The sequence below is a fragment of the Nocardioides ultimimeridianus genome (assembly GCF_054777895.1).
The window spans coordinates 376,456-399,931 of sequence record NZ_BAAHAB010000004.1 but is presented as its reverse complement, the minus strand read 5'-3'; the positions used below and the strand labels follow the sequence as shown (position 1 = coordinate 399,931).

Below are 23,476 nucleotides of genomic sequence, written 5' to 3'. Positions count from 1 at the left end.
CGCCATGAGTGACGACAGCAGCGACTGCGCCGAGTGCGCGGGTCCCCCGCGCCTCAGCCGGCGGGCAGTGTTCCGCGCGCCGATCGTCGGCGGCGGGGCGCTCGTGACCACGGCCGCTTTCGGCAGCGCGCACCTGCAGACGGCGTACGCCGCCACCGCGTCGGCCCCGGCCGTCGTGGTGGTGCTCTCCATGCGCGGCGCGATGGACGGGATGAGCCTGGTGGTGCCGCACGGCGACCCCGTCTACGCGCTCGCCCGGCCGAACATCGCCATCCCTACGCCCCAGCTGCTGGTGGGCGACGCGTTCTTCGGCCTGCACCCGGACCTGGCCCCGCTGCTGCCGCTGTGGCAGGCCGGCCGGATGGCGGCGGTCCACGGCACCGGCCTGCCCGCGCCGAACCGGTCCCACTTCTCGGCGATGCAGGAGCTCGAGGACGCGGCGCCGGGATCGACGACCCGCACCGGCTGGCTGAACCGGCTGATCGGCCAGGACACGGTCACGACGCCCCTGGAGGCGGTGCAGATCGGCGACGCGGTGCCGCCCACGTCGCTGATGGGTCCCGCGGCCTGCGTGGCCATCGAGAGCATCGACGCCATGCGGATGGCCGGGGCGGACCAGTGGGACACCATGGGACGGCGGCGCCGCTCGATGGCGACCATGTGGGGACATGCCGGCGGACCGCTGGGCGCCGGTGCGCGTGCGGCGATGCAGGCCCTGGACGGCTTCGCGCCGGTCAGGGCGACCGCGGAGACGCCGCTGGCCGGCGCGCTCTACCCGAAGGGCGACCTCGGCGACGCGCTGGCCGCGGCGGTGCGGGTGATCAAGGGCGACGTGGGCGCGCAGGTGATCACCCTCGACTACGGCGACTGGGACCACCACGCGGACCTCGGGACGCTCGCCAAGGGCCGGCTGCACGACATGGCGACCGAGTTCGCCCAGTCCATGGCCGCGTTCTTCGTCGACCTCGGCACGTTCGCGTCGAAGGTGACGGTCGTGGCGCTGTCGGAGTTCGGGCGGCGCACGGTCGAGAACTCGACCTTCGGGACCGACCACGGCTACGGCAACGTCATGCTCCTGTTCGGGGCCGGCGTCAACGGCGGCTACCACGGCACCTGGACCCCGCTGGCCAACGTCGAGGACGACGACCTGATGGTCACCACCGACTACCGCAGCGTGCTCTCCGAGGTGGTCACGAAGCGGCTCGGGGTGTCGACGGCGCAGGTCTTCCCGGGGTTCCAGCCGGAGACCGTCGGCGTCATGGCGTGACGTCGACGAGGAGTGACCCCGGAACCGCGTCCTCGGTGGCCTCCGGCCGTCGGCGCATCTCCCGCAGCTCGCGCAGGAGGGCGGGATCGATGATCGTGCAGAGCACGAGCCAGGCGCCGAGGTAGGCCAGCCCGCCCGCGACCAGCGACGGGAGCAACGGCCCGATGCCGCGAAGGGCGACGGCGGCGACACCGCAGGCGCCGAGCACCACGCCGAGGCGCCTTCCCAGCCCGAGGGGGCCGGTGAACCGCAGCACCGCTCCGAGCAGGATCGCCGCCTGCAGGACGAACGCGAGCGAGGTGGCGACGCCGGCGCCGACGATGCCGATGCGTGGCAGCAGCACCACGTCGAGGCCGACGTTCACGGCCAGGGCGGCGAGGCTGGCGATGACCACGAGCGGGTCAGGGCGCCGGGCCACGAGGACCGTGCCGGCGAGGTGCGCCATCCCGAAGAGCACCGGTGCGAAGGCCAGACTCGCCATCAGCCCCGGGGTCACGTAGGCATCGCCGTACAGCGCGCCGACGAGGTCGTCGCCCCGCACCGCTAGGACGGTCCCGTAGGGCAGGTACAGCGTCACGACGACCACGAGCCACCGCTGCGTCCAGGTGCCGACGTGGCGCGCGTCGGCGGGCCTGGCCGCGATGATCGGCATGAAGGCCCGCGACATGCTCCAGCTCACGAACAGCACCGTCTCGAAGATCCGGTAGCTGGCGTTGTAGACGCCGACGGCGCTCGTGCCGACCATCAGCGCGATGATCGCCGCGTCGATCCGGAACAGCCCCATCGTCGACATGGCCTCCATGCCGAGGACGGGTGCGGCTCGCAGGATGTCGCGCGCATCCGCGAGGCTGCCTCGCCATCGCGGACGGGCGCCGGCGCGGCCGGCCGCCACGAACATGCCGATGTTGCCGATGATCACGCCGATCAGGTAGCCGAGCGCCCCGCACCACAGCTTCCCCGTCGCCGCCATCGGGCCGATGCACAGCGCCAGGGTGAGGAACCGCTGGGCGACCATGACCACGGCCGGCGCCTCCTGGCGCTGCAGCGCCCCGCACGCGGAACGGCATGCGTCGTTCAGCGGATCGAGCAGGCACGCGGCCACGAGTGACAGCACGACGAGCGTCTCGGCGCTCGGCCCCGAGTTCACGAGGGTCACGACGGCAGTCAGGGCAAGGACGACACCGAACGCGATCAACCGGATGCCGACCAGAGCGCCGTAGAGGCGATCGATGCGCTCGGGGTGCAGGCTCCCCAGCTGGAGGACCCGGGCATCCAGTCCGAACGACGGGATCATCATGAGCAGCATGCCGAGGCTCAGTCCCCAGGAGAACACCCCGAACTCCGCGATCCCGAGCAGGCGGGCTGCGAAGAGGAAGACCAGGAAGGTCGCGATCTTGCCGAGGATCTCCGAGAGGCCGAGCGCGATCGCTGCGAGGGTGGTACGCCGGACGGCCGACCGGTCGTCGAGGTCACTCATCGCGCGCGGTCACCAGCCGCTCCCGGACCCTGTGCGGCAGTGCCGCCTTCACCAGACCGCGCGATCGGGAGGCCAGCCGATCGGCCCTCGCCAACGCGCGGTGCGACGTGGCGACCAGCCCGTACCGATGCAGGACGTCGTTCCCGAACTTGGCCTCCGAGCTCCCCCGGAGCCAGTCGAACGTCACGATCTCCGGCCTCACAGAGGCATCGACGGCGGCCTCGACATCGCTCACCACACCGCCCTTGTAGCGCTGGTGCTCGTGGGCGACCCGGCCGTCGAACATCCGGTGCGCATCGCCGTCCACGAGGACGATGCCGTAGCCGCCCAGCTCCGTCCCGTCGATCACGAACAGGTGCAGGATCACCCGACCCTCAGCGGCCGCTGCGCGGAGGTAGCCGCGGAGGAAGTCCTCGACGCCCGGGAGGTCCAGGTGGCTGCGGCGCCCGATGCCGTTGTCACGGCCGCGGCGAGCCACCATCACACGATCCAGCCACGCGTCGATGGCCGGCAGCTCGGTGAGGGTGAGGGTGTGTGCCGAGCGCCCGTCGGTGACCGCACGGTTGATCGCGTTGTTGACATTGCGCCGGCGGTTCCGACTGACCTGGTAGGTCGTGCCGATGCCGCTGATCCTCGGCATGGGCGGGCCCGCGGCGAGCTGCGCCTCAGGAAGCAGGGTGCGGAGCGCGGCGACCGTCGGGTCGTGCTCGGGGAGCTGCTGGAGCGAGAGGGACCACCTCCGGTGCGAGCGCACCCACGACGCGATGGCCGCTGCCAGGCCCGGCGCGTAGGTGGGGTCCTCCAGAGCGAACCCGGCGTAGTCGTTGTACTCGGAGGCGAGCATCTCGATCCGGGCTACCCCGTGCCTGGTGTGTCGGGTCAGCGCGGCGAGCGCGACGACGCGACCGGCGTCCCGGACGGAGATCACCACGTGGTCGCCGGGGAGGGTGGTCGCCGCAACGACGTACCAGGTCGATGACGTGGAGAACGCCTCGCTGGCCGCGTCGATCAGGCCGGCGGCCTCCTGGAGTGTCTGAACGGCGTCACCGCCGTGATCGATCCTGATCACGACACGCCCCACTCCCTCGACCAGAGCCGGGCCTCATTCCAACGCGCGCGACGGCGGTCGAGCTGGCCGGGGGCCAACTCGCCCCGCGGAGACGAGAGGTCACTCGCGTAGGTGCGCACCGCGAGCCAGTCGAGCAACTGCGCCACCGCGCGGCGCTCGGGGCCGGCGACCGCGTCCAGCAGGCGCTCCCACGCGTCGAGGGCGAGCGAGGGCTCGGTGATGTCGACGACCAGCTGGACCATGTCGGTGTAGCGCGGGCCGAGCGTGATGAGCTCCCAGTCGATGACGACCACGCCTCCCCCGTCGGCAGGGTGGAGGACGTTGCCGCGGTGGAAGTCGTTGTGCACCGTGACCGTGCCCTCCTGGTCGGCGACCGCCTGGCGGGCGGCCACGAAGGCGCGGGGATCGATGCCGGCGTGCACCAGTCGGGCCACCCGCAGCGGCGCGGACCACCGGGGCGCCCGCCAGGCGCCGCCGGTGTCGGCGACGAAGTCCGGTGGTGGCGCGGCGTGGATGCGCAGCGAGGCCTCGAGGGCGGCTTCGACGTACGCGGTGGACTCGCCGGGTACGTCGTCCACGCGTCTGCTCACCAGCCAGCGCGCCTCGGGGTCGGCCGCGACCACCTCGGCGGTCGGGATGCCGTTGCGGACCGCCCAGGCGCGGCCCGCGACCTCCCGGGCGATGCGCACCCGGTCCCGGGGCAGCGAGGCGACGTCGACGACCATCGCCGGGTCGGCCGCCAGGGCCTCCGGTGTGCTCAGGATGCTCACGTCTCCACCGGTCGATCAGGCCTCTGCCGGCGCCTTGCGCGCGTAGACGAACATGGCGTTCCTGGGCCCGACCCCGCGACTGACCGCACGATCGATGGCGCGCGCGGAGAGGCGCTGCCAGCCGGCGGGGCCGCCGAGGCGGCTCGCGATCTCCTGCCCGGTGCAGCCCGCGTGGACGGCCGGACGGATGTCGATGTCCACGAACCCGAGGCCGGTGAGCATGTCGCGCATGCCCGCGTCGGAGAACAGGTGCAGGTGGCCACGGGTGACCCGCTGGTCCGCGACCCGCGCGAGCCGTCCGCTCGTCATCTGGGCGGCGGCCTCGGACACGACGTCGACCGCGGAGAGCCGCGGCGTCCGGAGGAAGAGGACGCCACCGGGACGCAGCATGTCCCGGGCATGACCCAGGAAGTCGCGGGGCTGGCCGACGTGGGCGAGCACGCACCACATGGTGATGGCGTCGACGGCCCCGCGCGGCTGCTGCGCCACGTCGTCGCTGCTGAGCTCGATGCCGAAGTGCTCGGCGGCGTACTCGATGGCGGAGGCGGAGATGTCGTTGCCCCGGATCGCGTATCCGTGCCGCCGGGCCATGTCGAGGAACGCACCGGTGCCCGCGCCCACGTCGAACAGCGTCGGTGTCGGGCTCCCGGTCGCGATGCGAGCGCGCAGCTCGGTGAGCACGTCGGCGCGGAACGTGTCGGTGAGGTGCATGACGTCGGCGTACGCGTCCCAGTCGGTCTGGTTGGTGGAACTCACCTTCGCGAGGTCCTCGGCGACGACCTCCTCCGATCCGATGACCGAGATCGTGGAGCACGAGCGACACCGTCCGACCTCGACCTGCCACGCGCGGGACTCGCGGAGGGGCTCGAGGGTGTCGTTGCACGCGTAGCAGAGGTGGCGTTCGATCAGGTGGACTGACATTCCCGTTCCTTCGTGTTGAGACGGCCGGTGCCGCTGCGTCATGCCTCTAGTGCGTCCAGCCGGCCCGGTTGATCCACCCGCCGCAGGATTGACCGCGTCGATGCTCATGCCGATGCTCATGCCGTCGGCTCCGGTGTCCACTCACGCCGGTACCAGACGTCGACACCGGGGGCCAGCGGCCGGGCCTTGGCCGGAACCCCACTGGCGACGGAGTCGGACGGGATGTCGTGAGCGACCAGACCGTAGGCGCCGACGCGCACCCGGTTGCCGATCCGCACGTCGCCGACCGCGCTGGCGTGGGTGAAGAAGATGACGTCGTCGCCGACGCTCGGCCATCCCTGCTCGTCGCTGCCCATCTGTTGGCTCCACCCGAGCGTGTTCGAGCCGTACAGGGTGAGGCCGCTGCCTGCGACGACGTTCGCCCCGATCACGACTGCTGCCGGGTGCACCACCACGAACCCCGGCCCGATCGACGCCGACGGCCGGATCTCGGCGCCGGTGAGGACCTGGGCGACCAGGGCCACCAGGTGCGACAGCACTCGCTGACCGCGCTGGTGGAGCGCGTGGGCGACCCGGTACGACGCCACGACGAACAGGTTGGGGAAGGCGTGCTGCCAGACGCTGCCCGCATAGAAGACGTGGGCAGCCTTGAGATCCTGGCGGAACGTCGCACGGAGGGGTGCGGATCGGCCGATCAGTGCGTCTCTTGCCATGTCGTCTCCTCTGTCTCCAGGGTGCTCGGCCGGCTCTGACGGCCGAGCAGGTCATGGGCCATCCGGCGCAGCCGAGGTGTCGCACCCGCCGCCCGGCGCAGGTGGGGATACCAGCGGTTGAGCTTGATCGCGAACGTGCGCATCGTGTCCGTCGCGTTCACGTCCACGCGGGTGATCGCGAAGTCGCCGGACCCGTCGTGGACGGCGAAGGCAGCCTCGAACCCGGCACCCTCGGTCGCCCGGCGAGCAGCGGCGTCGTGGCCGCCGTACGGATACGCGAAGGTCCGGATGGGCTGCTGCGTCAGTCGGGAGAGCTCGGCTCGGCTGTCCACGGTGTTGCGCCGGAGCTCCGCTTCCGACCTGCCGACGAGATCGCTGTGGTCGAAGCCGTGCAGCCCGAGCGCCATCCGCCCGAGATCGAGGTCGAGCAGCTCGTCGACGGTCATGATCGCGTGCCGATGGGCCTCGTCGAGCCACTCGGAGCGGCGGCCGATGAGACCGACCGGCACGTACAGGACGCTCGGGACGTCCAGCTCGACCAGCACGGGGGTGGCGTGCTCGGCCACACTGACGTAGCCGTCGTCGAAGGTGACCAGCACGGGCTTGGCCGGCAGCGGCCCACCGCGGAGCGCGCCCAGGTACGTCGCCTCGTCGATCGGGGTGTGCCCGGTCTCGAGCAGGTGCTCCAGCTGCTGGCGGAACACATCCGGCCGGACGAACATGCCGTGCGGGTCGCGATCGGACGCGATGTCGTCGACACCGTGGTACATCAGGACCCGCACTCGTGCCGCGCTCACGTCGTACGCTGCCGGATCTTGTACAGACCCGCGGCGAGCGCCATGGCGGCCAGCGTCAGCAGGGCCGCCAGGTACAGCGCCCGCGGGGGCTTGGCGCTGATGCCGGACCGTCCGGCCTGCAGCACCGGCACCGCCTTCGGCGAGGACGCCTGACCGGAGGTGACGGCCCGCGCCGCGATGCCGTTGGCGACCTTGATGGCGAAGTCCTCATCGGTCGAGGTGACCTGGACCCGGATCGTGGCCGAGCCCGCGTCCTGGACCGCCGTGACCTCGACCGCCGGACGGGTGTCCTTGGGGTCGAGGGTGTCGGCCACGGAGTCGGCGGTCTCGTCGGCGCCGTACGTCACGAGGTAGTCGTGGGCGACCATCTCGACGACGATGTCGGTCTGGACCGCATTCGTGGGCCGCAGCGCGAAGGCGCTGGTGGCGGTGTACTTGGTCGGCATCAGCAGGATCGCCTGGATCCCGAAGGTGACGACCAGGCCGAGGCCGATCACGAGGAGGCCGGTGTAGCGCAGCCGCTCCCGGCGCAGCTGGGCCTGTCCTGCGGTGGTGATCATCTAACGTGCTCCTGCTCTCATGGGGCTGGTTCCGGGACGGGTCTGGGTGCCGACGAGCCGCGCCCAGCGCGTCTCGTTCTCGGCGGTCTGCACCTCGACGGCGGCGGCGAGCCCCAGCACGGTCCACACGAGCGCGGAGACGATCGGGTTGCGCAGGGGCATGTCGAGAGTGCAGTGCACGACGAGCGCCGTGAGGGCGCCGAACAGCGCCAATCCGCGCACCCGAAGCGGTTGGGCGCCTGCGGCCGGGAGGTCGCGCTGCTGGAGGCAGCGGCGGGCCGCGGTGATGCATCCAACGACCACGAGTGCGCTCACGGCGAGGCCGAGCACCCCGCGCTCGGTGAGGACGGTGAGCACGAGGTTGTGGGGGTGCGGGACGAGGTCGGAGGAGATCGGGCTCGAGGAGTCGGCTGCGGCGACCTCGTAGCCGCCGCTCCCCTGACCGAGCCACGGACGGGAGTTGATCTGGAGGAACGCCTCGTCCCAGATGAGGGGCCGGGCGTCGTACGGGCTGGCCGTGGGGTTGCTGATCGACTGGATGCGCGTACCGAGCAGGCCGAGGACCGGCGTGGAGGTCGGTAGGACGAAGGCGGCCGCGCACGTCGCGACGAGAACCATGCCGATCGATCGCAGGAGTCGCCGGGTGGTCGGCTCGCAGACGGCGAGCCCCGCGAGAGCGGCGACCCCGCCCATCCACGCGCCGCGCGACATGCTCAGGACCCACGCCCCGGACAGGGCGAGCGCTCCGCAGGACAGCAGAACGGTCAGCCATCGCGAGTCCGCTCCGAGGATGGTCACGATCGCGATGGGAAGCATCATCGCGCAGAAGATGCCGAGCTCGTTCGGCTGCGCGAACGGCCCCGTGAGGCGGCCGTTGATCACCGTTCCCGCGTTGGCGGCGGACATCGAGCCCGCAGACATCAGCGCCTCGACGGCGATGATCCCGCCCATCACCACGAACAGCCGCATCACGGTGCTGTCGAAGCCGGGCCAGCCGTCACGCACGGCCAGGACGATCGCGGCGGCATACCCGACGGTGATGATCGAGTGCACCGCGAACCGCAGGGAGGTGGCGGGATCGATCCCGAAGGTGTCCGACACGACACCACCGACCACGCACAACACGAGACCGGTCAGGATGTGGGTGCGGGGGGCCTCGGCACCCCCGGCGAACCGGAGCACGACGATGCCGGCCGGGATCATCATCAGGGCGTCGGTGAGGGCGAAGCCGAGGTGCGGCACCTGGTAGCTGCCGAACGGCACCATCACGATCACCAGGAGCACAGAGGCCGCCAGCGGATCGCGGCGGAGGGCGCCGATCATCGGGCGGTCCGGCTCCGGCGAGCCGCCAGCGAGCGGACCGCGCCGTAGGCCTTCGCGAGGTCGCGGGCCGCGCCGACCGGGGGCACGAGCGCCGCGGTCCGGACCGAGTCGGGACCACGCAGTGCGCGTGCCAGCGGCAGCGAGAAGTACGCCGCTCCCCCGGCCACGAGCGCCACCCGGGTCCGCGGACCGCCGGACGCGAGGCCCACGGCACCGACGGCGTACGCCGCGACGCGGGCCAGGTCGCGGCCGAGCAGCTTCGCGTCCAGCGAGTTGCCGCTGCCCTCGCCGTACCGCACGAACATGCGGAGGTTCTCCTGCAGCGTGGGCCGCTGGGCCCACGCGACCTCCGCGTCGGCGACCAGCACGGCGCGGCCGCCCGCAGCGACCACGGCGCGGCCGAAGGTGACGTCCTCGCCGGTCTGCAGGTGCTCGGGATAGCCACCGACGCGGCGCCAGGCGTCCCGTCGGAACGCGACCGAGCGCCCGGTGGGCATCGTGGCGTCGAAGCCGCGGCCTAGGAGCCGGCCGTACCAGCGCACGAACGGGGTCTCCCTGCGCAGCTCGCTGACGCGGGGATAGCCGACGGCGGCGAGCGCGCGCTCCCAGGGCACGTCCCCGGTGACGGAGTAGGTGCCGGTGAACAGGTCGACGTCGGGGTGACCGGCGACCGCGGAGCGGAGTGTGGCCAGCCACCCGGGTGACGGCACACAGCCTGCGTCGGTGCAGGCGATGACGTCGTTCTTCGCCAGCTCGATGCCGACGTTGCGGCCGCGTGAGATGCCGGCGCCGTCCTCGACGACCAGACGGATCCGGGCATCCTGCCGGGTCGCGGCCGTGACGATCTGGTGCGTGCCGTCGGTCGATCCGCCGTCGACGACGACCAGCTCGTCGTCCGGGCCCAGCTGTGGAGCGAGGGCGCCGATCAGCGCGGCCAGGGCCGGGCGGTCGTTCAGCACCGTCGTCACGACGCTCACCCCGACCTCGGCGCCCGCGAGACCCGCACCCGGGCGGTGCGCCAGCTCGGCGAGGAAGTCCACCAGGCTCCGTGCCGCGTCGACGTCGTCGGGGAAGTCCTGGGCACGGGCGGACGCCGCGGCGCTGATCCGCTCGTGCGTGTCGGGGCTGGCGAGATCACCGAGCGCGCGGGCGACCTCTGCCGGCGCTCCCGCGGACACGGCGATGCCGCCGGCCAGGACCAGCTCCTCGACCGGCGGCGCCGCGATCACGGGTACGCCGCCGGTGATGGCCTCGAGGGCAGCCATCCCGAACGCCTCGCGGAACCAGGGCACCTCCGGCGTGGGCTTGGTGAGGACGGCGACGGCGTCGAAGGCCGAGACGACCCGGCCGAAGTCCGGGACCTCGCCGATGAAGTGCACCCGGTCGCCCACGCCGAGCTCGGTCGCCAGGGAGACCAGCTCGGCCGCCTCCTCGGGCGCACTGGGATCCTCGATGCCGGCGATGACCAGGCTCCAGCGTCCCGCGGCGGGATACGCCAGGGCGCGGATCGCGTCGTCGACGCCCTTGGTGCGGGTCAGCCGGGTGCCCATCCCGACGAGCAGTTGCCCGTCGGGGACGTCGATGCCGAGCAGCGCCCGCGCGCCGTGCCGGTCCGCCGGCACGGGCCGGCGGGGCGGGGTGATGACGAGGGTGTTCGTGCCGACGGTGCCGTCGAGCAGCCAGTGGCTCGTCGCGAGCTGACCGTCGGTCATCCGGTCGACGAGCCGTCGGATCCATCCCTCGAAGGAGGGGTCGTGCCGCACCCAGGCGATCGGGATGCCCAGGGAGCGGGCTGCCGCGCCGCCGACGAGTCCGGCCTTGATGCCGTGGGCGAGTACGACGTCGGGCTGCAGCCGCGCGAGCTCGGCCCGGACACGGCGGCTGAGCCCCGCCATCCGGTGCGGCTCCCGCGGGTTCGGCAGGCTGGTGACGTCCCACCCGCGGGCGCGCCACTCGTCGGTGGCGTGTCCCTCGCCCAGGCCGAGCACCGACACCTTGAGCCGGTCGGTGACGTCGGCGAGCTGGAGCTGCCAACGCTCGGCGCCACCGAGGATCCCGGCCTGCTGGATCACGGCGACACGCAGGTGCGGTGCCGACGCGAGCTCAGGGCGGGCAACGACCGCTTGCACCATGGGGGCCTCCGATGAGGTCGTGGACGGGATGACACCCCACTAGTGCCGGCCGGACACGGGTTTGATCCGGCCCGTTCCGAGAATCCCCGGAGAAGTGCGCGACGCCCGCCACGAACCGTGGCGGGCGTCGGGGTGGTCGGGTCAGCGGGAGCGGCGCGACGAGCGAGCGCCCACGAGCACGCTGCCGAGGACCCGGACCCGGATCATGCGCAGGTGCTCGGCCGCCCGCTCGACGTACCGCGGATGCACCTTGCCCGAGGGCACGGTCAGCAGCAGCGCGCCGTGGATGGCCATGATCCGCGCGTCCTCCGAGCCGGACACCGGGGCGGCGTGCACCACGATGACGTCGTACTCGTCGGCGTCCTCGACCAGCCCGCGGAACCGCATCTCCAACAGGCTCGGGGCGGCCAGGTGCGCCTGCCCGAGCGGGAGTACGTCGACGCCGGCGACCGGTCCCTTGCGGATCACCTCGTCGAGCGAGCGGGTCCCGGCCAGCACGTCGTACAGGCCGGGCTCGCCGGCCGCCTCCAGCGCGGGGTGGACCCGGCCGTCACGCTCGGCGTTGACCACGAGCACCCGGTGCCCGACCTCGGCGAGGGCCGCGGCCACGTTCACCTCGGTCCAGCCCGGCCACCCGTCGGTGGCGCCGGCCGATGCGCAGACCAGCAGCCGGGTCGGGTCCTCGGCGCTGGCGAACTCGATGGCGATCCGGAGGGCGCGGAAGGACTGGAACTCGTCGGCGTCCACCTCGGCCGCCTGGACGCCGTCGGCGTCCGAGGGCTTGGGCAGGATCCCCAGCACGGCCGTACCGGAGACCTCGGCCATCTCGTCGGGGTCGGTGACCGTGCGGAAGACACGGTCGGCGACGAGGGCGGCAAGGAGGGCCACGACGAGCGCGATCAGGCCGCCGGCCAGCGCGGCGAGCGGGACGTTGGGCGAGCTGAACGTCTTCGGCCGGACCGCGGTCTCGGCGGTGCTGAAGCCGTAGGCGCCGTTGCTCGGGTCGTGGCTGGGGAGCTCGGCGGCGACCTTGTTGGCCACCGTCGCCGCGATCTGCGGGTCGGGGTCGTCGACCGTCACCTCGACCAGCAGCGTGCCGGGGAGGACGCGGCCGGTGACCTCGCCGACGAGCTGGTCGACGGTGCGGCCGGGGACGCTCGCCACGACCGTCTCCAGGACCGCCCGCGAGCCGGCCAGGTCGGCGATCGTGCCGAGCACGTCGTCGTAGCGGACGTTCGCCGACGTCGCCGTCGCGGTGGGGTTGATCGCGATCTCCGCCGACGCGGTGTACTGGCGCTGGGTGAGCACCAGACCCGCCGCGACGGCGTTGGCCACCACGGCGAACACCAGCAGTGCCACCCAACGGCGGCGCCAGAGCAGGGCGCCCAGGTCCCTCACGACACTTGACTTCGACATCTTCTGCTTCCTCAGTTCAGGACGAGTGCGGCGGGCACGAAGCCGTACGCCGCGGCCAGCGCCTCGCGCTGGACCTGTGCGGTGGAGTGGGACGCGAACCCCAGCGAGCGGAGCTGCTCGTGGTGCCAGCGGTCGCGGTGGTGCAGGGAGTAGACCCGGGTGGCGAGGTCGGCGACGGTGGCGGCCACCCCGGGGGCGCCGAGGCTCGCCACCGACGGGATGGCCCGCAGGGCGAGCGGCAGCCCCACGGCTGCAGCCTCCTGGATGCTGACCGGCGCGCCCTCCCAGGCGGCGGTGTGCACGTAGACCTGGGCTGCTGCCAGGCGCGCCATCACCTGCTCGCGCGGGAGCCAGTCGCTGACCCCGATGCCGTTGGCCCGCAGGGCACGGGCGCCGTCGGCGTCGCCTCCCCCGAGCCACTCCCAGTCGGCGTGCAGGTCGAAGACGTCCTCGGCGAACCGCTTGACCGCGATCAGCTGCGCCCAGTCCTTCTGCGCGCAGATCCGGCCCACGGTCACGACCCGGAACGGGGCGTCGGCGTACGCCGCCCGCCCGGCCGGCGGGTGCAGGGCGCGGTTCGGGACGACCACGACCTGCGCGTGCCCGAGCTCGACCGCGAGCTCCGCCTCGTACGGCGAGCAGGCGACCAGGCGGTCGGTCCGCGCGACCAGGCTGCGCTCGACCGCGCGGATCCCCAGCAGCGCCGTGGGGCTGAGGTCGCGGCGCTCGAAGGCGAAGCAGTGCGGGCTGTAGAACAGCCGGGTGCCACGCTCATGACCGGCGTGGGCGGCGCGCGCCAGCATCCCGGCGTACGAGGAGTGCGCGTGGACCACGTCGGGCCGCAGCACCGTGGCGGTACGCCGCAGCTGGGAGCCGGCCTGCCAGGCGCTGCCGGCCAGGGCCTCGACGCCCGCGAACGACGAGCGGTCGTCGCCGGGGTCGAGGTGCTCGCGACGGGGCCAGAGAGCCAGGTGGTGCTCGAGGTCCGGCGTGGCATCGACCATCGACAGCACCGAGGACATCACCCCGCCGAGCGACTCCACGACGTGCAGGACGCGCATCGGGTCACGCCCCCGCGCTGTCGAGGTCGCGGAAGAGCGCGCCGAGCTGGCGTCGGTGGGGGTGGCCGTAGTCGGTGGCCCCCAGGTCGTCGTCGGGCTCGTCGTCCGGCTCGTCGGTCTGCGCGTCGGGAGCCTGCACGGGCAGGTCGGTGACGTCGTCGTCGGCGAGCGCGGCACGGACCTCGGCGGAGATCGGGACCGCAGGCTCGACGGGCTCCGTCGGCTCGGCCGGCTCGAGCGGCTCGGCCGGAGCCTGGCCCTGGACCTCGCCGACCAGCACGTCGATCTGCTCGAGCCGCTCGCGGACCGAGGCGATGCTCTGCTCCAGCGCGGTGGCGATCTGGGCGAGGGCGTCCTGGACCTCGGCGCCGAGTCCGCCGGCGCGGGCCAGCAGGTCGCGGGCCTGGCCGCGGATCTCCTCGGCGTCGCGGGCACCGCGGGCGGCCGCCTCGCCGACGTACCGGCGCGCGGTCTGCTCCGCCTCGGCCATGGCCGACTGCATCGCCTCGTCGCGGTGCCGTGCGGCGTCCGCCTCGGCGTCGGCGGTGATCCTGTCGGCGGCGGCCTGCACCCGCTCGCGCTGGGCGACGGTCCAGTCCAGGGCCTCGGTACGCAGCCGCTCGGCCTCGGCGGCCGCGTCGGCGCGCACCTTCTCGGCGGCGGCGTTGGCCTCCTCCAGGATCGCCTCGGCCTGCTCGGTGGCGTCGCTGCGGGCCTGCGCCGCCAGGGTCAGCATGGCCTGCGCCTGCTGCTGGGCGTCCCGGGTCGCGCGCAGGCTGGCGGTGTGCCCGGCGACGGTGTCGAGGGCGGCCTCGGCCGGCTCGGGTGCCTCCTGCGGGTCCGGGTCGGGCTGAGCCGCGGGCTCCTCGGCCGGTGCGCCGGCCTCGAGCTCGGCGAGGACCGCGTCGATGGCGGAGGTCGCGCGGGCGGTGTCGGTGTGGCGGGTCCTGTTGAACATGGTCGCTCCTGGGAGAGGGGAAGGCGGATCGGTCGGGTCGGTGCGGCGTCAGTAGGCGCCACGCGCCCCGAGGACCGCGGGGACGGTTCGGAGCAGGATGTGGAGGTCGAGGGCGGGGCTGCGGTGGTCGACGTAGCGCAGATCGAGCCGGACGGCGTCGGCCCACGCCAGGTCGCTGCGGCCACTGACCTGGGCCAGTCCCGTCATGCCGGGGCGTACGGCGTGGCGCCGGTGCTCGTCGGCCGCGAACTGGGCGACCTCCTCCGGCAGGGCGGGTCGCGGCCCCACCAGGGACATGGAGCCACCCAGCACGTTGAACAGCTGCGGGAGCTCGTCGAGCGAGAACCGGCGCAGCACGCGGCCCGGACCGGTGACGCGCGGGTCGCGCCGCAGCTTCGTCAGCGGCCCGCTGGCCTCGTTGACGAGCGCGAAGACCTCGGCCTTGCGTCGCTCGGCGTCGACGAGCATCGTGCGGAACTTGAGCAGCTCGAAGGTCGTGCCACCGAGGCCCACCCGCTGCTGGCGAAAGAGGACAGGGCCCTCGGAGGTGACCGCCACGACGACTGCGATCGTGAGCATCAGCGGCGCGAGGACCGCGACCAGCGCGAAGGTCACGGACCACTCGACGGCACGCCGCAGCCGCGGCTCACGGCGTACGTCGACGACGGGCGCCAGCCACAGCTCGGTGCGCTGGTCGGCGGCGACGTCGGCGAGTGCCGGCGCCTCGAAGGCGGCACTCACGGCCGGCACGTCTCGCGCACGGCGGCGATCAGCTTCTCTGCCTCTTCGAGGCGGGCGTTGAGCACCGTCAGGCCGGCCGTCCGCATCGACTCGGCCTCGTCAGCGGCTGCGGCGACGATCCCGGAGGCCTTCCGCTCGGCGGCGGCGAGCTTCTCGGTGGTCAGCCGGGCGGTGTGCTCGCGCAGGCGGCGGGCCTCCTCGGTGACGAGTCGGATGAGCCGCGCCGCCTCATCGGCGGAGAGCTCCTCCCCGGACTCGAGCCGGGCCATCGCGGAGTCGATCTCACGGTGCGGGAGGTACGCCGGCCACGGATCCAGGTGGGGGCCGCCGCCCTCATCGGTTGTGCTGTTCACGTCCCACTAGTGCACGGACGTGGCCGCCGTGATCCATCCGCCGGGAAAATGATTCGCTACCGCGAGACCGTGTCGAGGCCGTCGGCGCCGAGCTGCACGGTGGCGATGACGTTCGCGCCGCGGCGCGATCCGATGCCGTCGTTGGCCAGGCGCACCGGGGCTGAGCCGTCGGTGCCGCGAAGGACCACGCCCAGCCGGTAGCTGCCCGCGGGCAGGCCGGCGATGTCGAGCGAGCCGGAGAACGCGTGCAGCGGCGGCACGCCGTCGCCTCCGGACTCGGTCGCCGCCGCGGCCGTCCAGGTCGTCCAGTCCGCGTCGCTGGTGGTGCGGGCGACGACGTGGTCGTCGCCGTCGATCAGCACCAGCCGGACCGTGCCGGGCACGTGCGGCGCGCTGAAGCCGAAGTTGCGCACCGTCAATCGCACCGGCAGCCGATCGCGCTCACCGGTGCCGAAGGTGCCCGCCACCAGCTGCAGCCGGTAGCCGAGGTGGTCGCGCAGGTAGTCGAACAGCGTGCGGCGGACCCGGTGGCCGCGCGCGTCGCGGAACCACGACCGTGACGCGGGCAGGCCCTCGTCGGCCAGCAGCCGCGGGGTGACGGGCTCCTCGCGCCACTGCCGCAGCCACACCCGGCTGCCCTGGACCGCCGAGAAGGTGGTCAGGTGCAGCGACTGGATGCGCTCGACGGCGGCGATGGGGTCGATGGTGCCGGCGTACGCCAGCGGAGGCGAGGCCTGCAGGCTGTCCCAGGGCAGGTTGCCGTCGCTCAGCGCGTCCGGCGCGGCGTCGAGTACGCCCTCCCACGCCCCGCCGGGCAGGCCCGGGGCGAGCGGGTCGCGCTCCCCGCTCTGCAGGCTCAGGTAGTCGTCGGAGAAGCCGACCCGGTCGACGAGGTGCTCGCCCGCGACCGCGGACCGCAGCGAGGCGAGCGGGACCTGGGTCTGCGCCCCGGCGGGCAGGGCGTGCACCACGCTCCCGAGGATGGCGCGTACGTCGGCGGGGTGGCTCGCCAGCCCGAAGCAGCTCGGTCCCCAGGCGCCCCACGGCCCGACGAAGCCGGCCTGGACCACCGTCACGACCCCGCTGAACCGCGCCAGGATCGGACGCAGCTGCGCGAGGTGCCGCCGGATCGTGTACGTCGTGTAGCAGCGCCGGTGCGCCTCGTCGGTGTCGTAGGCGAACCGCACGATGGCCTGCATGCCGGCGGCCCGCACGTCGCGCAGCGCCTGGCGGATGTTGTCGAGCGCCTGCCGCGAGATCGGGGTCGTGCAGCTCACCGGGAGCGGCGTGCACGACCGGTCACCGGCGAACGGCGCGAGGTAGAAGCCGATCCGGATGACACGGGCGTCGCCGTACTGCGCCCGCAGGGCGGGGATGGCGGCGCGGACCGTGCGGGGCTGCGTCTGACCCCAGGGGTTGCTCATGTCGGCCGCGTTGAAGGAGATCTCGTAGCGCAGTCCGCGACCCGGGTTGGTGATGGTCTCCCCCGCGCGGGCTCCGCGGAACACCAGGTGGCTCACCGAGGCGCCGGCCACCGCGGGTGGCGGCGGTGCGGCGGGAGGCGGGGTCGAGCGGAGCTGGACGCCCACCGCGATGAGCCCGGCGAGGGTGAGCAGCAGCACGCCCACGGCCACCGGCTTCCAGTCGCGCCGCCAGTTGCCGACGAGCTCTCCCCACCGACGGGCGGGCAGGGGGGCCGCGGTGGCGACGGGGGCTTCACGAGTGGGGAGGGGGCTCACCCTTCACAGGTGCGGCCCGGCGGCCCGATTGATCCACCGGGCCGCCGGAAAGTTCTGCGGGTCAGTCCTCCGGGTCGTAGCCGAGGTTGGCCGACAGCCACCGCTCGGCCTGCTGGACGGTCCAGCCCTTGCGCTCGGCGTAGTCCGCGACCTGGTCGCGGCCGAGGCGGCCGACCACGAAGTACTGCGACTCGGGGTGCGAGAAGTACCACCCGCTCACCGAGGCGCCCGGCCACATCGCCATCGACTCGGTGAGCTCGATGCCGGTGTTGCTGCGCACGTCGAGGAGCTCCCAGAGGGTCTCCTTCTCGGTGTGGTCCGGGCAGGCCGGGTAGCCGGGCGCCGGGCGGATGCCCTGGTAGCGCTCGGCGATGAGGTCCTCGTTGGACAGCGCCTCGTCGGGCGCGTGGCCCCACAGCTCGTTGCGCACCCGCTGGTGCATCCGCTCCGCGAACGCCTCGGCGAGCCGGTCGGCGAGCGCCTCGAGCAGGATCGCCGAGTAGTCGTCGAGGTCGGCCTTGAACTTCGCGATCCGGTCCTGGCTGCCCAGGCCGGCCGTGACCGCGAAGGCCCCGACGTGATCGGCCAGACCCGTCTCCTTGGGTGCCACGTAGTCGCCCAGCGAGCGGTTCGGGATGCCCTCGCGGTGCTCGCCCTGCTGGCGCAGGTGGTGCAGCACGGTGAGCACCTCGGTGCGGGACTCGTCGGTGTAGATCTCGGTGTCGTCGCCGACCCGGCCGGCCGGGAAGAACCCGATCACGCCGCTGGCCGTGAGCCAGCCCTCGTCGATGATCTGGTCGAGCATGACCTGCGCGTCGTCGTACAGCCTGCGGGCGGCCTCACCGGTGACCGGGCTGTTCAGGATGTCGGGGAACTTGCCCTTCATCTCCCAGGCGTTGAAGAACGGCTGCCAGTCGATGTAGTCGCGCAGCTCGGCGATGTCGTAGCCGGTGAAGGTGCGGACCCCGGTGAAGGACGGGGCCTTCGGCTCGTAGCCCTCCCACGAGATCGGGGTCGCGTTCGCGCGCGCCTGCTCCAGCGACAGCATCGGCCGGTCGTGCTTGGTCGCGTGCCGGGCGCGCAGGGCGTCGTAGTCGGCCTGGAGGTCGGCCATGAAGGCCGGGCGTCGCTCGTCGGACAGCAGGGTCGCAGCGACCGGCACCGAGCGGGAGGCGTCCTTGACCCACACGACGGGCTGCTCGTACTTCTTGTCGACCTTCACCGCGGTGTGGGCGCGCGACGTCGTCGCGCCACCGATGAGCAGCGGGATCTTGAAGCCCTGCCGCTGCATCTCGGTGGCGACGTTGACCATCTCGTCCAGGCTCGGCGTGATCAGGCCCGAGAGGCCGATGATGTCGGCGTTGTGCTCGATCGCGGCGTCCAGGATCTTCTGCGCCGGCACCATCACGCCGAGGTCGATGACCTCGTAGTTGTTGCACTGCAGCACCACGCCGACGATGTTCTTGCCGATGTCGTGGACGTCGCCCTTGACCGTGGCCATGATGACGGTGCCGTCGGTGTCCTTCTCGCCGGTCGTGCCGAGCTCGGCCTTCTCCTGCTCGATGTAGGGGATCAGGTAGGCCACGGCCTTCTTCATGACCCGGGCGCTCTTGACCACCTGCGGCAGGAACATCTTGCCCGCGCCGAACAGGTCGCCGACGACGTTCATGCCGTCCATCAGCGGGCCCTCGATGACCTCGATCGGACGGCCGCCCGCGGCCTTGATCTCGGCGCGCAGCTCCTCGGTGTCGGCCTCGACGTACGCGTCGAGACCCTTCACCAGGGCGTGGGTGATCCGCTCGCGGACCGGCAGCCCGCGCCACTCCTCGGTGGCGGCCTCGGCCTGCTCGCCGGTGCCCTTGTGCCGCTCGGCGAGCTCGAGCAGCCGCTCGGTCGCGGCCAGCGAGTCGTCGGTGCGGTTGAGGATGACGTCCTCGATCGCGTCGCGCAGCTCGGGGTCGACCTGGTCGTAGACGACGAGGGCGCCGGCGTTGACGATTCCCATGTCCAGCCCGGCGTTGATCGCGTGGTAGAGGAAGACCGCGTGGATCGCCTCGCGCACCGCGTTGTTGCCACGGAAGCTGAACGACACGTTCGAGATGCCGCCGGAGACCTTGGCGCCCGGCAGGTTCTGCTTGATCCAGCGGGTCGCCTCGATGAAGTCCACGCCGTACGTCGCGTGCTCCTCGATGCCCGTCGCGACGGCGAACACGTTCGGGTCGAAGATGATGTCCTCGGGGTCGAAGCCGACCTCGTCGACCAGGATCCGGTAGGCCCGCCCGCAGATCTCCTTGCGGCGCTCCAGGCTGTCGGCCTGGCCCTGCTCGTCGAAGGCCATCACGACCGCGGCGGCGCCGTACTTGCGGCACAGGCGCGCCTGCTCGCGGAACTTCTCCTCGCCCTCCTTCATGGAGATCGAGTTGACGATCGGCTTGCCCTGGATCGTGCGCAGGCCCGCCTCGATGACCTCCCACTTCGAGGAGTCGACCATGATCGGCACCCGGCTGATGTCGGGCTCGGAGGCGATCAGCTTGAGGAAGCGGTCCATCGCGGCGACGCCGTCGATCATGCCCTCGTCCATGTTGACGTCGATGACCTGCGCGCCGTTCTCGACCTGCTGCGCGGCGACCGACAGTGCGGTGTCGTAGTCGCCGTCCTTGATCAGGTTGCGGAACTTGGCCGAGCCGGTGATGTTCGTGCGCTCGCCGACGTTCACGAACAGGCTCGCCTCGGTGACCGTGAACGGCTCGAGACCGGACAGCCGCAGCGCCGGGTCGACATCGTGCAGCTCGCGGCCGGGCCGGCCGTGGACGCGCTCGGCGATCGCCTTGATGTGCGCGGGCGTGGTGCCGCAGCAGCCGCCGAGCAGGTTGACGAAGCCGGCCTCGGCGAACTCCGAGACGACCTCGGCGGTCTGGTCCGGGGTCTCGTCGTACTCACCGAAGGCGTTGGGCAGCCCCGCGTTCGGGTACGCCGAGACGAAGGTGTCGGCCACCCGCGCCATCTCGGCGATGTAGGGCCGCATCTCCTTCGCGCCCAGAGCGCAGTTGAGACCCACCGCCAGCGGACGGGCGTGGCGCACGGAGTCCCAGAAGGCCTCGGTGACCTGGCCGGACAGGGTCCGACCCGACGCGTCGGTGATCGTGCCCGAGATGACGACCGGCCAGCGGCGGCCGGTCTCCTCGAACAGCGTCTCCACCGCGAAGATCGCGGCCTTGGCGTTGAGGGTGTCGAAGATCGTCTCGATGAACAGCAGGTCCGCGCCGCCGTCGACCAGGCCGCGCGCGGCCACCAGGTAGGCGTCGGCGAGCTGCTCGTAGGAGACGTTGCGCGCGCCCGGGTCGTTGACGTCGGGGCTGATGCTCGCGGTCCGCGTCGTGGGGCCGAGCGCTCCGGCGACGTACCTCTTCACCCCGGTGGCGGCCTCGACCTCGTCGGCGACCTTGCGCGCCAGCCGCGCCGACTCGAGGTTGAGCTCGTAGGCGAGCTCCTCCATGCCGTAGTCGGCGAGGCTGATCGCGTTGGAGGAGAACGTGTTGGTCTCGACGATGTCGGCGCCGGCCTCGAGGTACTCCCGGTGGATGCCCGCGATGATCTCGGGCTGGGTGATCGAGAGCAGGTCGTTGTTGCCGACCAGGTCGCTGGGCCAGTCGGCGAACCGCTCGCCGCGGTAGCCGGCCTCGTCGGGGCGGTCACGCTGGATCGCCGTGCCCATGGCACCGTCGATGATCACGATCCGCTCGCGGAGCAGCGCGGTCAGCTCATCGGTCGCGTCCGGTCGCCAGCTCTGCTGGGTGGTCGCGTCGGGGGTGCTCATAGGTGCCCAATCCTTCCGTCAACGGAAGGCGTCCTTGGAGTCGTACGCCGAGCGTGGCGGATGTGCCATCCCGGCAGGACCCGTTGCAACGCCTCTCGGCACCGGCCATGCTACCGGCGCGCCGGTCGGCTCCCGCAGCGATATTGCAGAACGGTCACGTCCCTGACGGCCGGTCGTGCCGCGCCGGGCCACGGCCCAGCCGGAGGGCGGACACCAGGAAGAAGACGCCGCCCAGCGTGGCGTAGCCGGCGAGGCTGGCGAGCGACGGGTCCGGACGTGCGGCCATCGCGATGAACGCCACCCCGGCGAGGGTGGAGATCCCGCCGCTCAGGATCATCGCCCACTGGCCGCCGATCCCCCGTCGGCGGAGCCCGACGACCAGCTGGACGGCGCCGGCGCTGATCGCCCAGGCGCCCCACACCCGCAGGACATCGCCGACGCTGTCGGCCGCAGCGATCGCGACTCCGGCGGTGGCCAGGAGGCTCAGGGCCATGGTGAGGTACAGGGCGAGCGTGACCGGGCCGCGCCGGCTCCCGGGCCCGGTCGATCGGTGGTCGATCACGGCCGCAGCGACGTCGAACAGCGGGTAGAGGACCAGCAGCGTGACGCTCGGCGCCGTCAGCTCGGAGCCCGCGGCGGCCAGGAGCGCCGCCCAGACGAGGGCGAAGCCGAAGCGGACGACGTACAGCCGGCGCAGCGCGCGGGTGCCGCCGTCGCCTGTCGTGGGTGCGGCCGGGCCGGCCACCTTGATCGAGCTGGACATGGGACTCCTCCTTGGACGACGGCTCCAGGTCCGGAGCCGGTAGAGAGACCGATCGGTCTTGCCGTCAGTCTCGGACGCCGTCAGCGGTAATCAAGACCGACCGTTCTATCTGCTAATCTCGAATCCAGCTGGCGATCAACGGAGGGGATGCGGATGTCGGAAGCGCGAGCACGTCTGCTCAGCACGGCGAGTGGGCTCTTCTACGCCGAGGGGCTGCACTCGGTCGGGATCGACCGCATCATCGCCACCGCCGGCGTGACCCGGGCGACGCTCTACCGCCACTTCCCCAGCAAGGACGACCTGGTCGTCACCTACCTCACCCAGGGCGACGAGGCGATCCGCGCCCGGACGGAGGCCGCACGTGCGGCCGGCGGGTCCACCGACGACGTCGTCCGAGCCATCGGCCGGGCGATCGCCGACGACATCTCGGGTCCCGGGTTCCGCGGCTGCGCGTTCCTCAACGCCGCGGCCGAGTACCCCGACGCCGCACACCCCGTGCACCAAGCCGTCCTCCGGCACCGGGAGTGGTTCCTCGACACCATGATCGGGCTCTTCTCCGAGACCGGGAAGCCCGACCCGGAGCCCGCCGGCCGGCACTTCGTGATGCTGCGCGACGGCGCGATGACCGCCGGCTGCCTGACCGATCCCGGCCCGGTCTGCGACACCTTCCTCCGCGGGATCGAGGGCCTGCTCACCTATCGCAGCGGCATCGGCCAGGAAACCGGTGGCCCCCGCGACTAGGCTCGACCCGTGATGGAGTTCGAGAAGGTCCGCGATCTGGTCGACCCGATTGTCATCGCCGCCTTCGAGGGCTGGAACGACGGCGCCGAGGCGGCGTCCGCGGTCGTGGACCACCTGATGCGGCAGTGGGACGCGCACGTCATCGGCGCGATCGACCCCGAGGACTACTACGACTTCCAGGTCAACCGGCCCGACGTCGGCATCGACGAGAACGGGCACCGCAAGCTGACCTGGCCGAGCACCCACATCGCCGTCGCGAAGCCCGCCAACCTCGACCGCGACATCATCTTCATCCGCGGCATCGAGCCCAACATGCGCTGGCGGGCGTTCGTTGCCGAGCTGCTCGCGGTCGTCGACGACCTGGGCGCCACCCTGGTCGTGACCCTCGGCGCGCTGCTGGCCGACTCCCCGCACACCCGCCCGGTGCCGGTCAGCGGGAACACCTCCGAGCCCGACCTGGTCGACCGGCTCGACCTGGAGCCCTCGACCTACGAGGGGCCGACGGGCATCCCGGGCGTGCTGCAGGACGCCTGCGTCCGCCTCGACATCCCGACCCTCTCCTACTGGGCCGCGGTCCCCCACTACGTCGCACAGCCGCCGTGCCCGAAGGCGACGCTGGCGCTGCTGGCCAAGCTCGAGGAGCTGTTCCAGACCAGCCTGCCGCTGGGCGACCTGGTCGAGGAGGCCAAGGCCTGGGAGCGCGGCGTCGACCAGCTGATGGAGGAGGACGAGGACCTCGCCGAGTACGTCCACAGCCTCGAGGAGGCCCGCGACACCACCGACCTCCCGGAGGCGTCGGGCGAGGCGATCGCGCGGGAGTTCGAGCGCTACCTCAAGCGCCGCGGCGAAGACGGCTGA

At 72.4% G+C, this 23,476-nt stretch carries 20 protein-coding genes; 3 read left to right on the top strand and 17 right to left on the bottom strand.

The window, feature by feature from the left end; genetic code table 11:
• Positions 1-4 precede the first annotated feature (4 nt).
• Positions 5-1,267: a DUF1501 domain-containing protein gene (locus ACYU8V_RS04335; protein ID WP_460845430.1), complete on the top strand. Its 1,263-nt coding sequence runs from the start codon at positions 5-7 to the stop codon at positions 1,265-1,267.
• Here ACYU8V_RS04335 and ACYU8V_RS04330 read toward each other — a convergent pair.
• The 17 genes from ACYU8V_RS04330 to ACYU8V_RS04250 all read right to left on the bottom strand — a co-directional run bounded on the left by ACYU8V_RS04330 (position 1,257) and on the right by ACYU8V_RS04250 (position 21,877).
• Positions 1,257-2,744, bottom strand: coding sequence for an oligosaccharide flippase family protein (locus ACYU8V_RS04330; protein WP_460845429.1), 1,488 nt, complete (start codon positions 2,742-2,744; stop codon positions 1,257-1,259). The genes ACYU8V_RS04335 and ACYU8V_RS04330 overlap by 11 nt on opposite strands.
• Complete coding sequence (locus tag ACYU8V_RS04325) at positions 2,737-3,813, bottom strand: GNAT family N-acetyltransferase (protein WP_460845427.1); 1,077 nt, start codon at positions 3,811-3,813, stop codon at positions 2,737-2,739. The genes ACYU8V_RS04330 and ACYU8V_RS04325 overlap by 8 nt, the downstream gene beginning before the upstream one ends.
• A complete protein-coding gene (locus ACYU8V_RS04320; protein ID WP_460845425.1) occupies positions 3,810-4,583 on the bottom strand; it encodes a phosphotransferase family protein in 774 nt (257 codons plus the stop codon). The genes ACYU8V_RS04325 and ACYU8V_RS04320 overlap by 4 nt, the downstream gene beginning before the upstream one ends.
• Before the next feature lie 15 nt (positions 4,584-4,598).
• Positions 4,599-5,504 (bottom strand): class I SAM-dependent methyltransferase, encoded by a 906-nt coding sequence (locus tag ACYU8V_RS04315; RefSeq protein WP_460845424.1) that lies wholly within the window; start codon positions 5,502-5,504, stop codon positions 4,599-4,601.
• A gap of 116 nt (positions 5,505-5,620) precedes the next feature.
• Complete coding sequence (locus tag ACYU8V_RS04310; RefSeq protein WP_460845421.1) at positions 5,621-6,217, bottom strand: serine O-acetyltransferase; 597 nt, start codon at positions 6,215-6,217, stop codon at positions 5,621-5,623.
• Positions 6,199-7,014 carry a polysaccharide deacetylase family protein gene (locus ACYU8V_RS04305; protein WP_460845420.1) on the bottom strand — a complete coding sequence of 272 codons (816 nt, stop codon included), beginning with the start codon at positions 7,012-7,014 and terminating at the stop codon, positions 6,199-6,201. Before ACYU8V_RS04305 ends, ACYU8V_RS04310 begins: the two co-directional genes overlap by 19 nt.
• Entirely contained in the window at positions 7,011-7,574 is a 564-nt protein-coding gene (locus ACYU8V_RS04300) for a hypothetical protein (RefSeq protein WP_460845418.1), read from the bottom strand. Before ACYU8V_RS04300 ends, ACYU8V_RS04305 begins: the two co-directional genes overlap by 4 nt.
• Complete coding sequence (locus ACYU8V_RS04295) at positions 7,575-8,897, bottom strand: O-antigen ligase family protein (protein ID WP_460845417.1); 1,323 nt, start codon at positions 8,895-8,897, stop codon at positions 7,575-7,577.
• Entirely contained in the window at positions 8,894-11,029 is a 2,136-nt protein-coding gene (locus tag ACYU8V_RS04290) for a glycosyltransferase (RefSeq protein ID WP_460845416.1), read from the bottom strand. Before ACYU8V_RS04290 ends, ACYU8V_RS04295 begins: the two co-directional genes overlap by 4 nt.
• Before the next feature lie 141 nt (positions 11,030-11,170).
• On the bottom strand, positions 11,171-12,445 hold the full coding sequence (locus tag ACYU8V_RS04285) for a tyrosine-protein kinase domain-containing protein (protein WP_460845414.1): 1,275 nt from the start codon (positions 12,443-12,445) through the stop codon (positions 11,171-11,173).
• Positions 12,446-12,456: 11 nt separating this feature from the next.
• Positions 12,457-13,506, bottom strand: a complete 1,050-nt coding sequence (locus tag ACYU8V_RS04280; protein WP_460845413.1) for a glycosyltransferase — start codon at positions 13,504-13,506, stop codon at positions 12,457-12,459.
• Positions 13,507-13,510: 4 nt separating this feature from the next.
• On the bottom strand, positions 13,511-14,464 hold the full coding sequence (locus ACYU8V_RS04275; protein ID WP_460845412.1) for a hypothetical protein: 954 nt from the start codon (positions 14,462-14,464) through the stop codon (positions 13,511-13,513).
• 48 nt (positions 14,465-14,512) lie between these two features.
• On the bottom strand, positions 14,513-15,205 hold the full coding sequence (locus tag ACYU8V_RS04270; RefSeq protein WP_460845411.1) for a sugar transferase: 693 nt from the start codon (positions 15,203-15,205) through the stop codon (positions 14,513-14,515).
• Positions 15,202-15,558, bottom strand: a complete 357-nt coding sequence (locus tag ACYU8V_RS04265; protein WP_460845409.1) for a hypothetical protein — start codon at positions 15,556-15,558, stop codon at positions 15,202-15,204. The genes ACYU8V_RS04270 and ACYU8V_RS04265 overlap by 4 nt, the downstream gene beginning before the upstream one ends.
• Before the next feature lie 56 nt (positions 15,559-15,614).
• Positions 15,615-17,297: a DUF4874 domain-containing protein gene (locus tag ACYU8V_RS04260; protein WP_460845408.1), complete on the bottom strand. Its 1,683-nt coding sequence runs from the start codon at positions 17,295-17,297 to the stop codon at positions 15,615-15,617.
• Between the two features lie 61 nt (positions 17,298-17,358).
• A complete protein-coding gene (gene metH, locus ACYU8V_RS04255; protein WP_460845406.1) occupies positions 17,359-21,114 on the bottom strand; it encodes a methionine synthase in 3,756 nt (1,251 codons plus the stop codon).
• A 154-nt stretch (positions 21,115-21,268) separates the two neighbouring features.
• On the bottom strand, positions 21,269-21,877 hold the full coding sequence (locus ACYU8V_RS04250; RefSeq protein ID WP_460845405.1) for a hypothetical protein: 609 nt from the start codon (positions 21,875-21,877) through the stop codon (positions 21,269-21,271).
• Positions 21,878-22,030: 153 nt separating this feature from the next.
• On the opposite strand from ACYU8V_RS04250, the gene ACYU8V_RS04245 reads away from it, so the two are divergent.
• Together ACYU8V_RS04245 and ACYU8V_RS04240 are read left to right on the top strand one after the other, a co-directional pair.
• On the top strand, positions 22,031-22,618 hold the full coding sequence (locus tag ACYU8V_RS04245) for a TetR/AcrR family transcriptional regulator (protein WP_460845404.1): 588 nt from the start codon (positions 22,031-22,033) through the stop codon (positions 22,616-22,618).
• Between the two features lie 12 nt (positions 22,619-22,630).
• Positions 22,631-23,476 (top strand): PAC2 family protein, encoded by an 846-nt coding sequence (locus ACYU8V_RS04240; RefSeq protein WP_460845674.1) that lies wholly within the window; start codon positions 22,631-22,633, stop codon positions 23,474-23,476.

Coding starts and splice junctions, on each gene's coding strand:
- ACYU8V_RS04290 (WP_460845416.1), bottom strand. CDS start 11,029: ATGGTGCAAGCGGTCGTTGCCCGCCCTGAGCTCGCGTCGGCACCGCAC.
- ACYU8V_RS04285 (WP_460845414.1), bottom strand. CDS start 12,445: ATGTCGAAGTCAAGTGTCGTGAGGGACCTGGGCGCCCTGCTCTGGCGC.
- ACYU8V_RS04295 (WP_460845417.1), bottom strand. CDS start 8,897: ATGATCGGCGCCCTCCGCCGCGATCCGCTGGCGGCCTCTGTGCTCCTG.
- ACYU8V_RS04240 (WP_460845674.1), top strand. CDS start 22,631: ATGGAGTTCGAGAAGGTCCGCGATCTGGTCGACCCGATTGTCATCGCC.
- ACYU8V_RS04275 (WP_460845412.1), bottom strand. CDS start 14,464: ATGTTCAACAGGACCCGCCACACCGACACCGCCCGCGCGACCTCCGCC.
- ACYU8V_RS04250 (WP_460845405.1), bottom strand. CDS start 21,877: ATGTCCAGCTCGATCAAGGTGGCCGGCCCGGCCGCACCCACGACAGGC.
- ACYU8V_RS04330 (WP_460845429.1), bottom strand. CDS start 2,744: ATGAGTGACCTCGACGACCGGTCGGCCGTCCGGCGTACCACCCTCGCA.
- ACYU8V_RS04245 (WP_460845404.1), top strand. CDS start 22,031: ATGTCGGAAGCGCGAGCACGTCTGCTCAGCACGGCGAGTGGGCTCTTC.
- ACYU8V_RS04315 (WP_460845424.1), bottom strand. CDS start 5,504: ATGTCAGTCCACCTGATCGAACGCCACCTCTGCTACGCGTGCAACGAC.
- ACYU8V_RS04335 (WP_460845430.1), top strand. CDS start 5: ATGAGTGACGACAGCAGCGACTGCGCCGAGTGCGCGGGTCCCCCGCGC.
- metH (WP_460845406.1), bottom strand. CDS start 21,114: ATGAGCACCCCCGACGCGACCACCCAGCAGAGCTGGCGACCGGACGCG.
- ACYU8V_RS04300 (WP_460845418.1), bottom strand. CDS start 7,574: ATGATCACCACCGCAGGACAGGCCCAGCTGCGCCGGGAGCGGCTGCGC.
- ACYU8V_RS04280 (WP_460845413.1), bottom strand. CDS start 13,506: ATGCGCGTCCTGCACGTCGTGGAGTCGCTCGGCGGGGTGATGTCCTCG.
- ACYU8V_RS04310 (WP_460845421.1), bottom strand. CDS start 6,217: ATGGCAAGAGACGCACTGATCGGCCGATCCGCACCCCTCCGTGCGACG.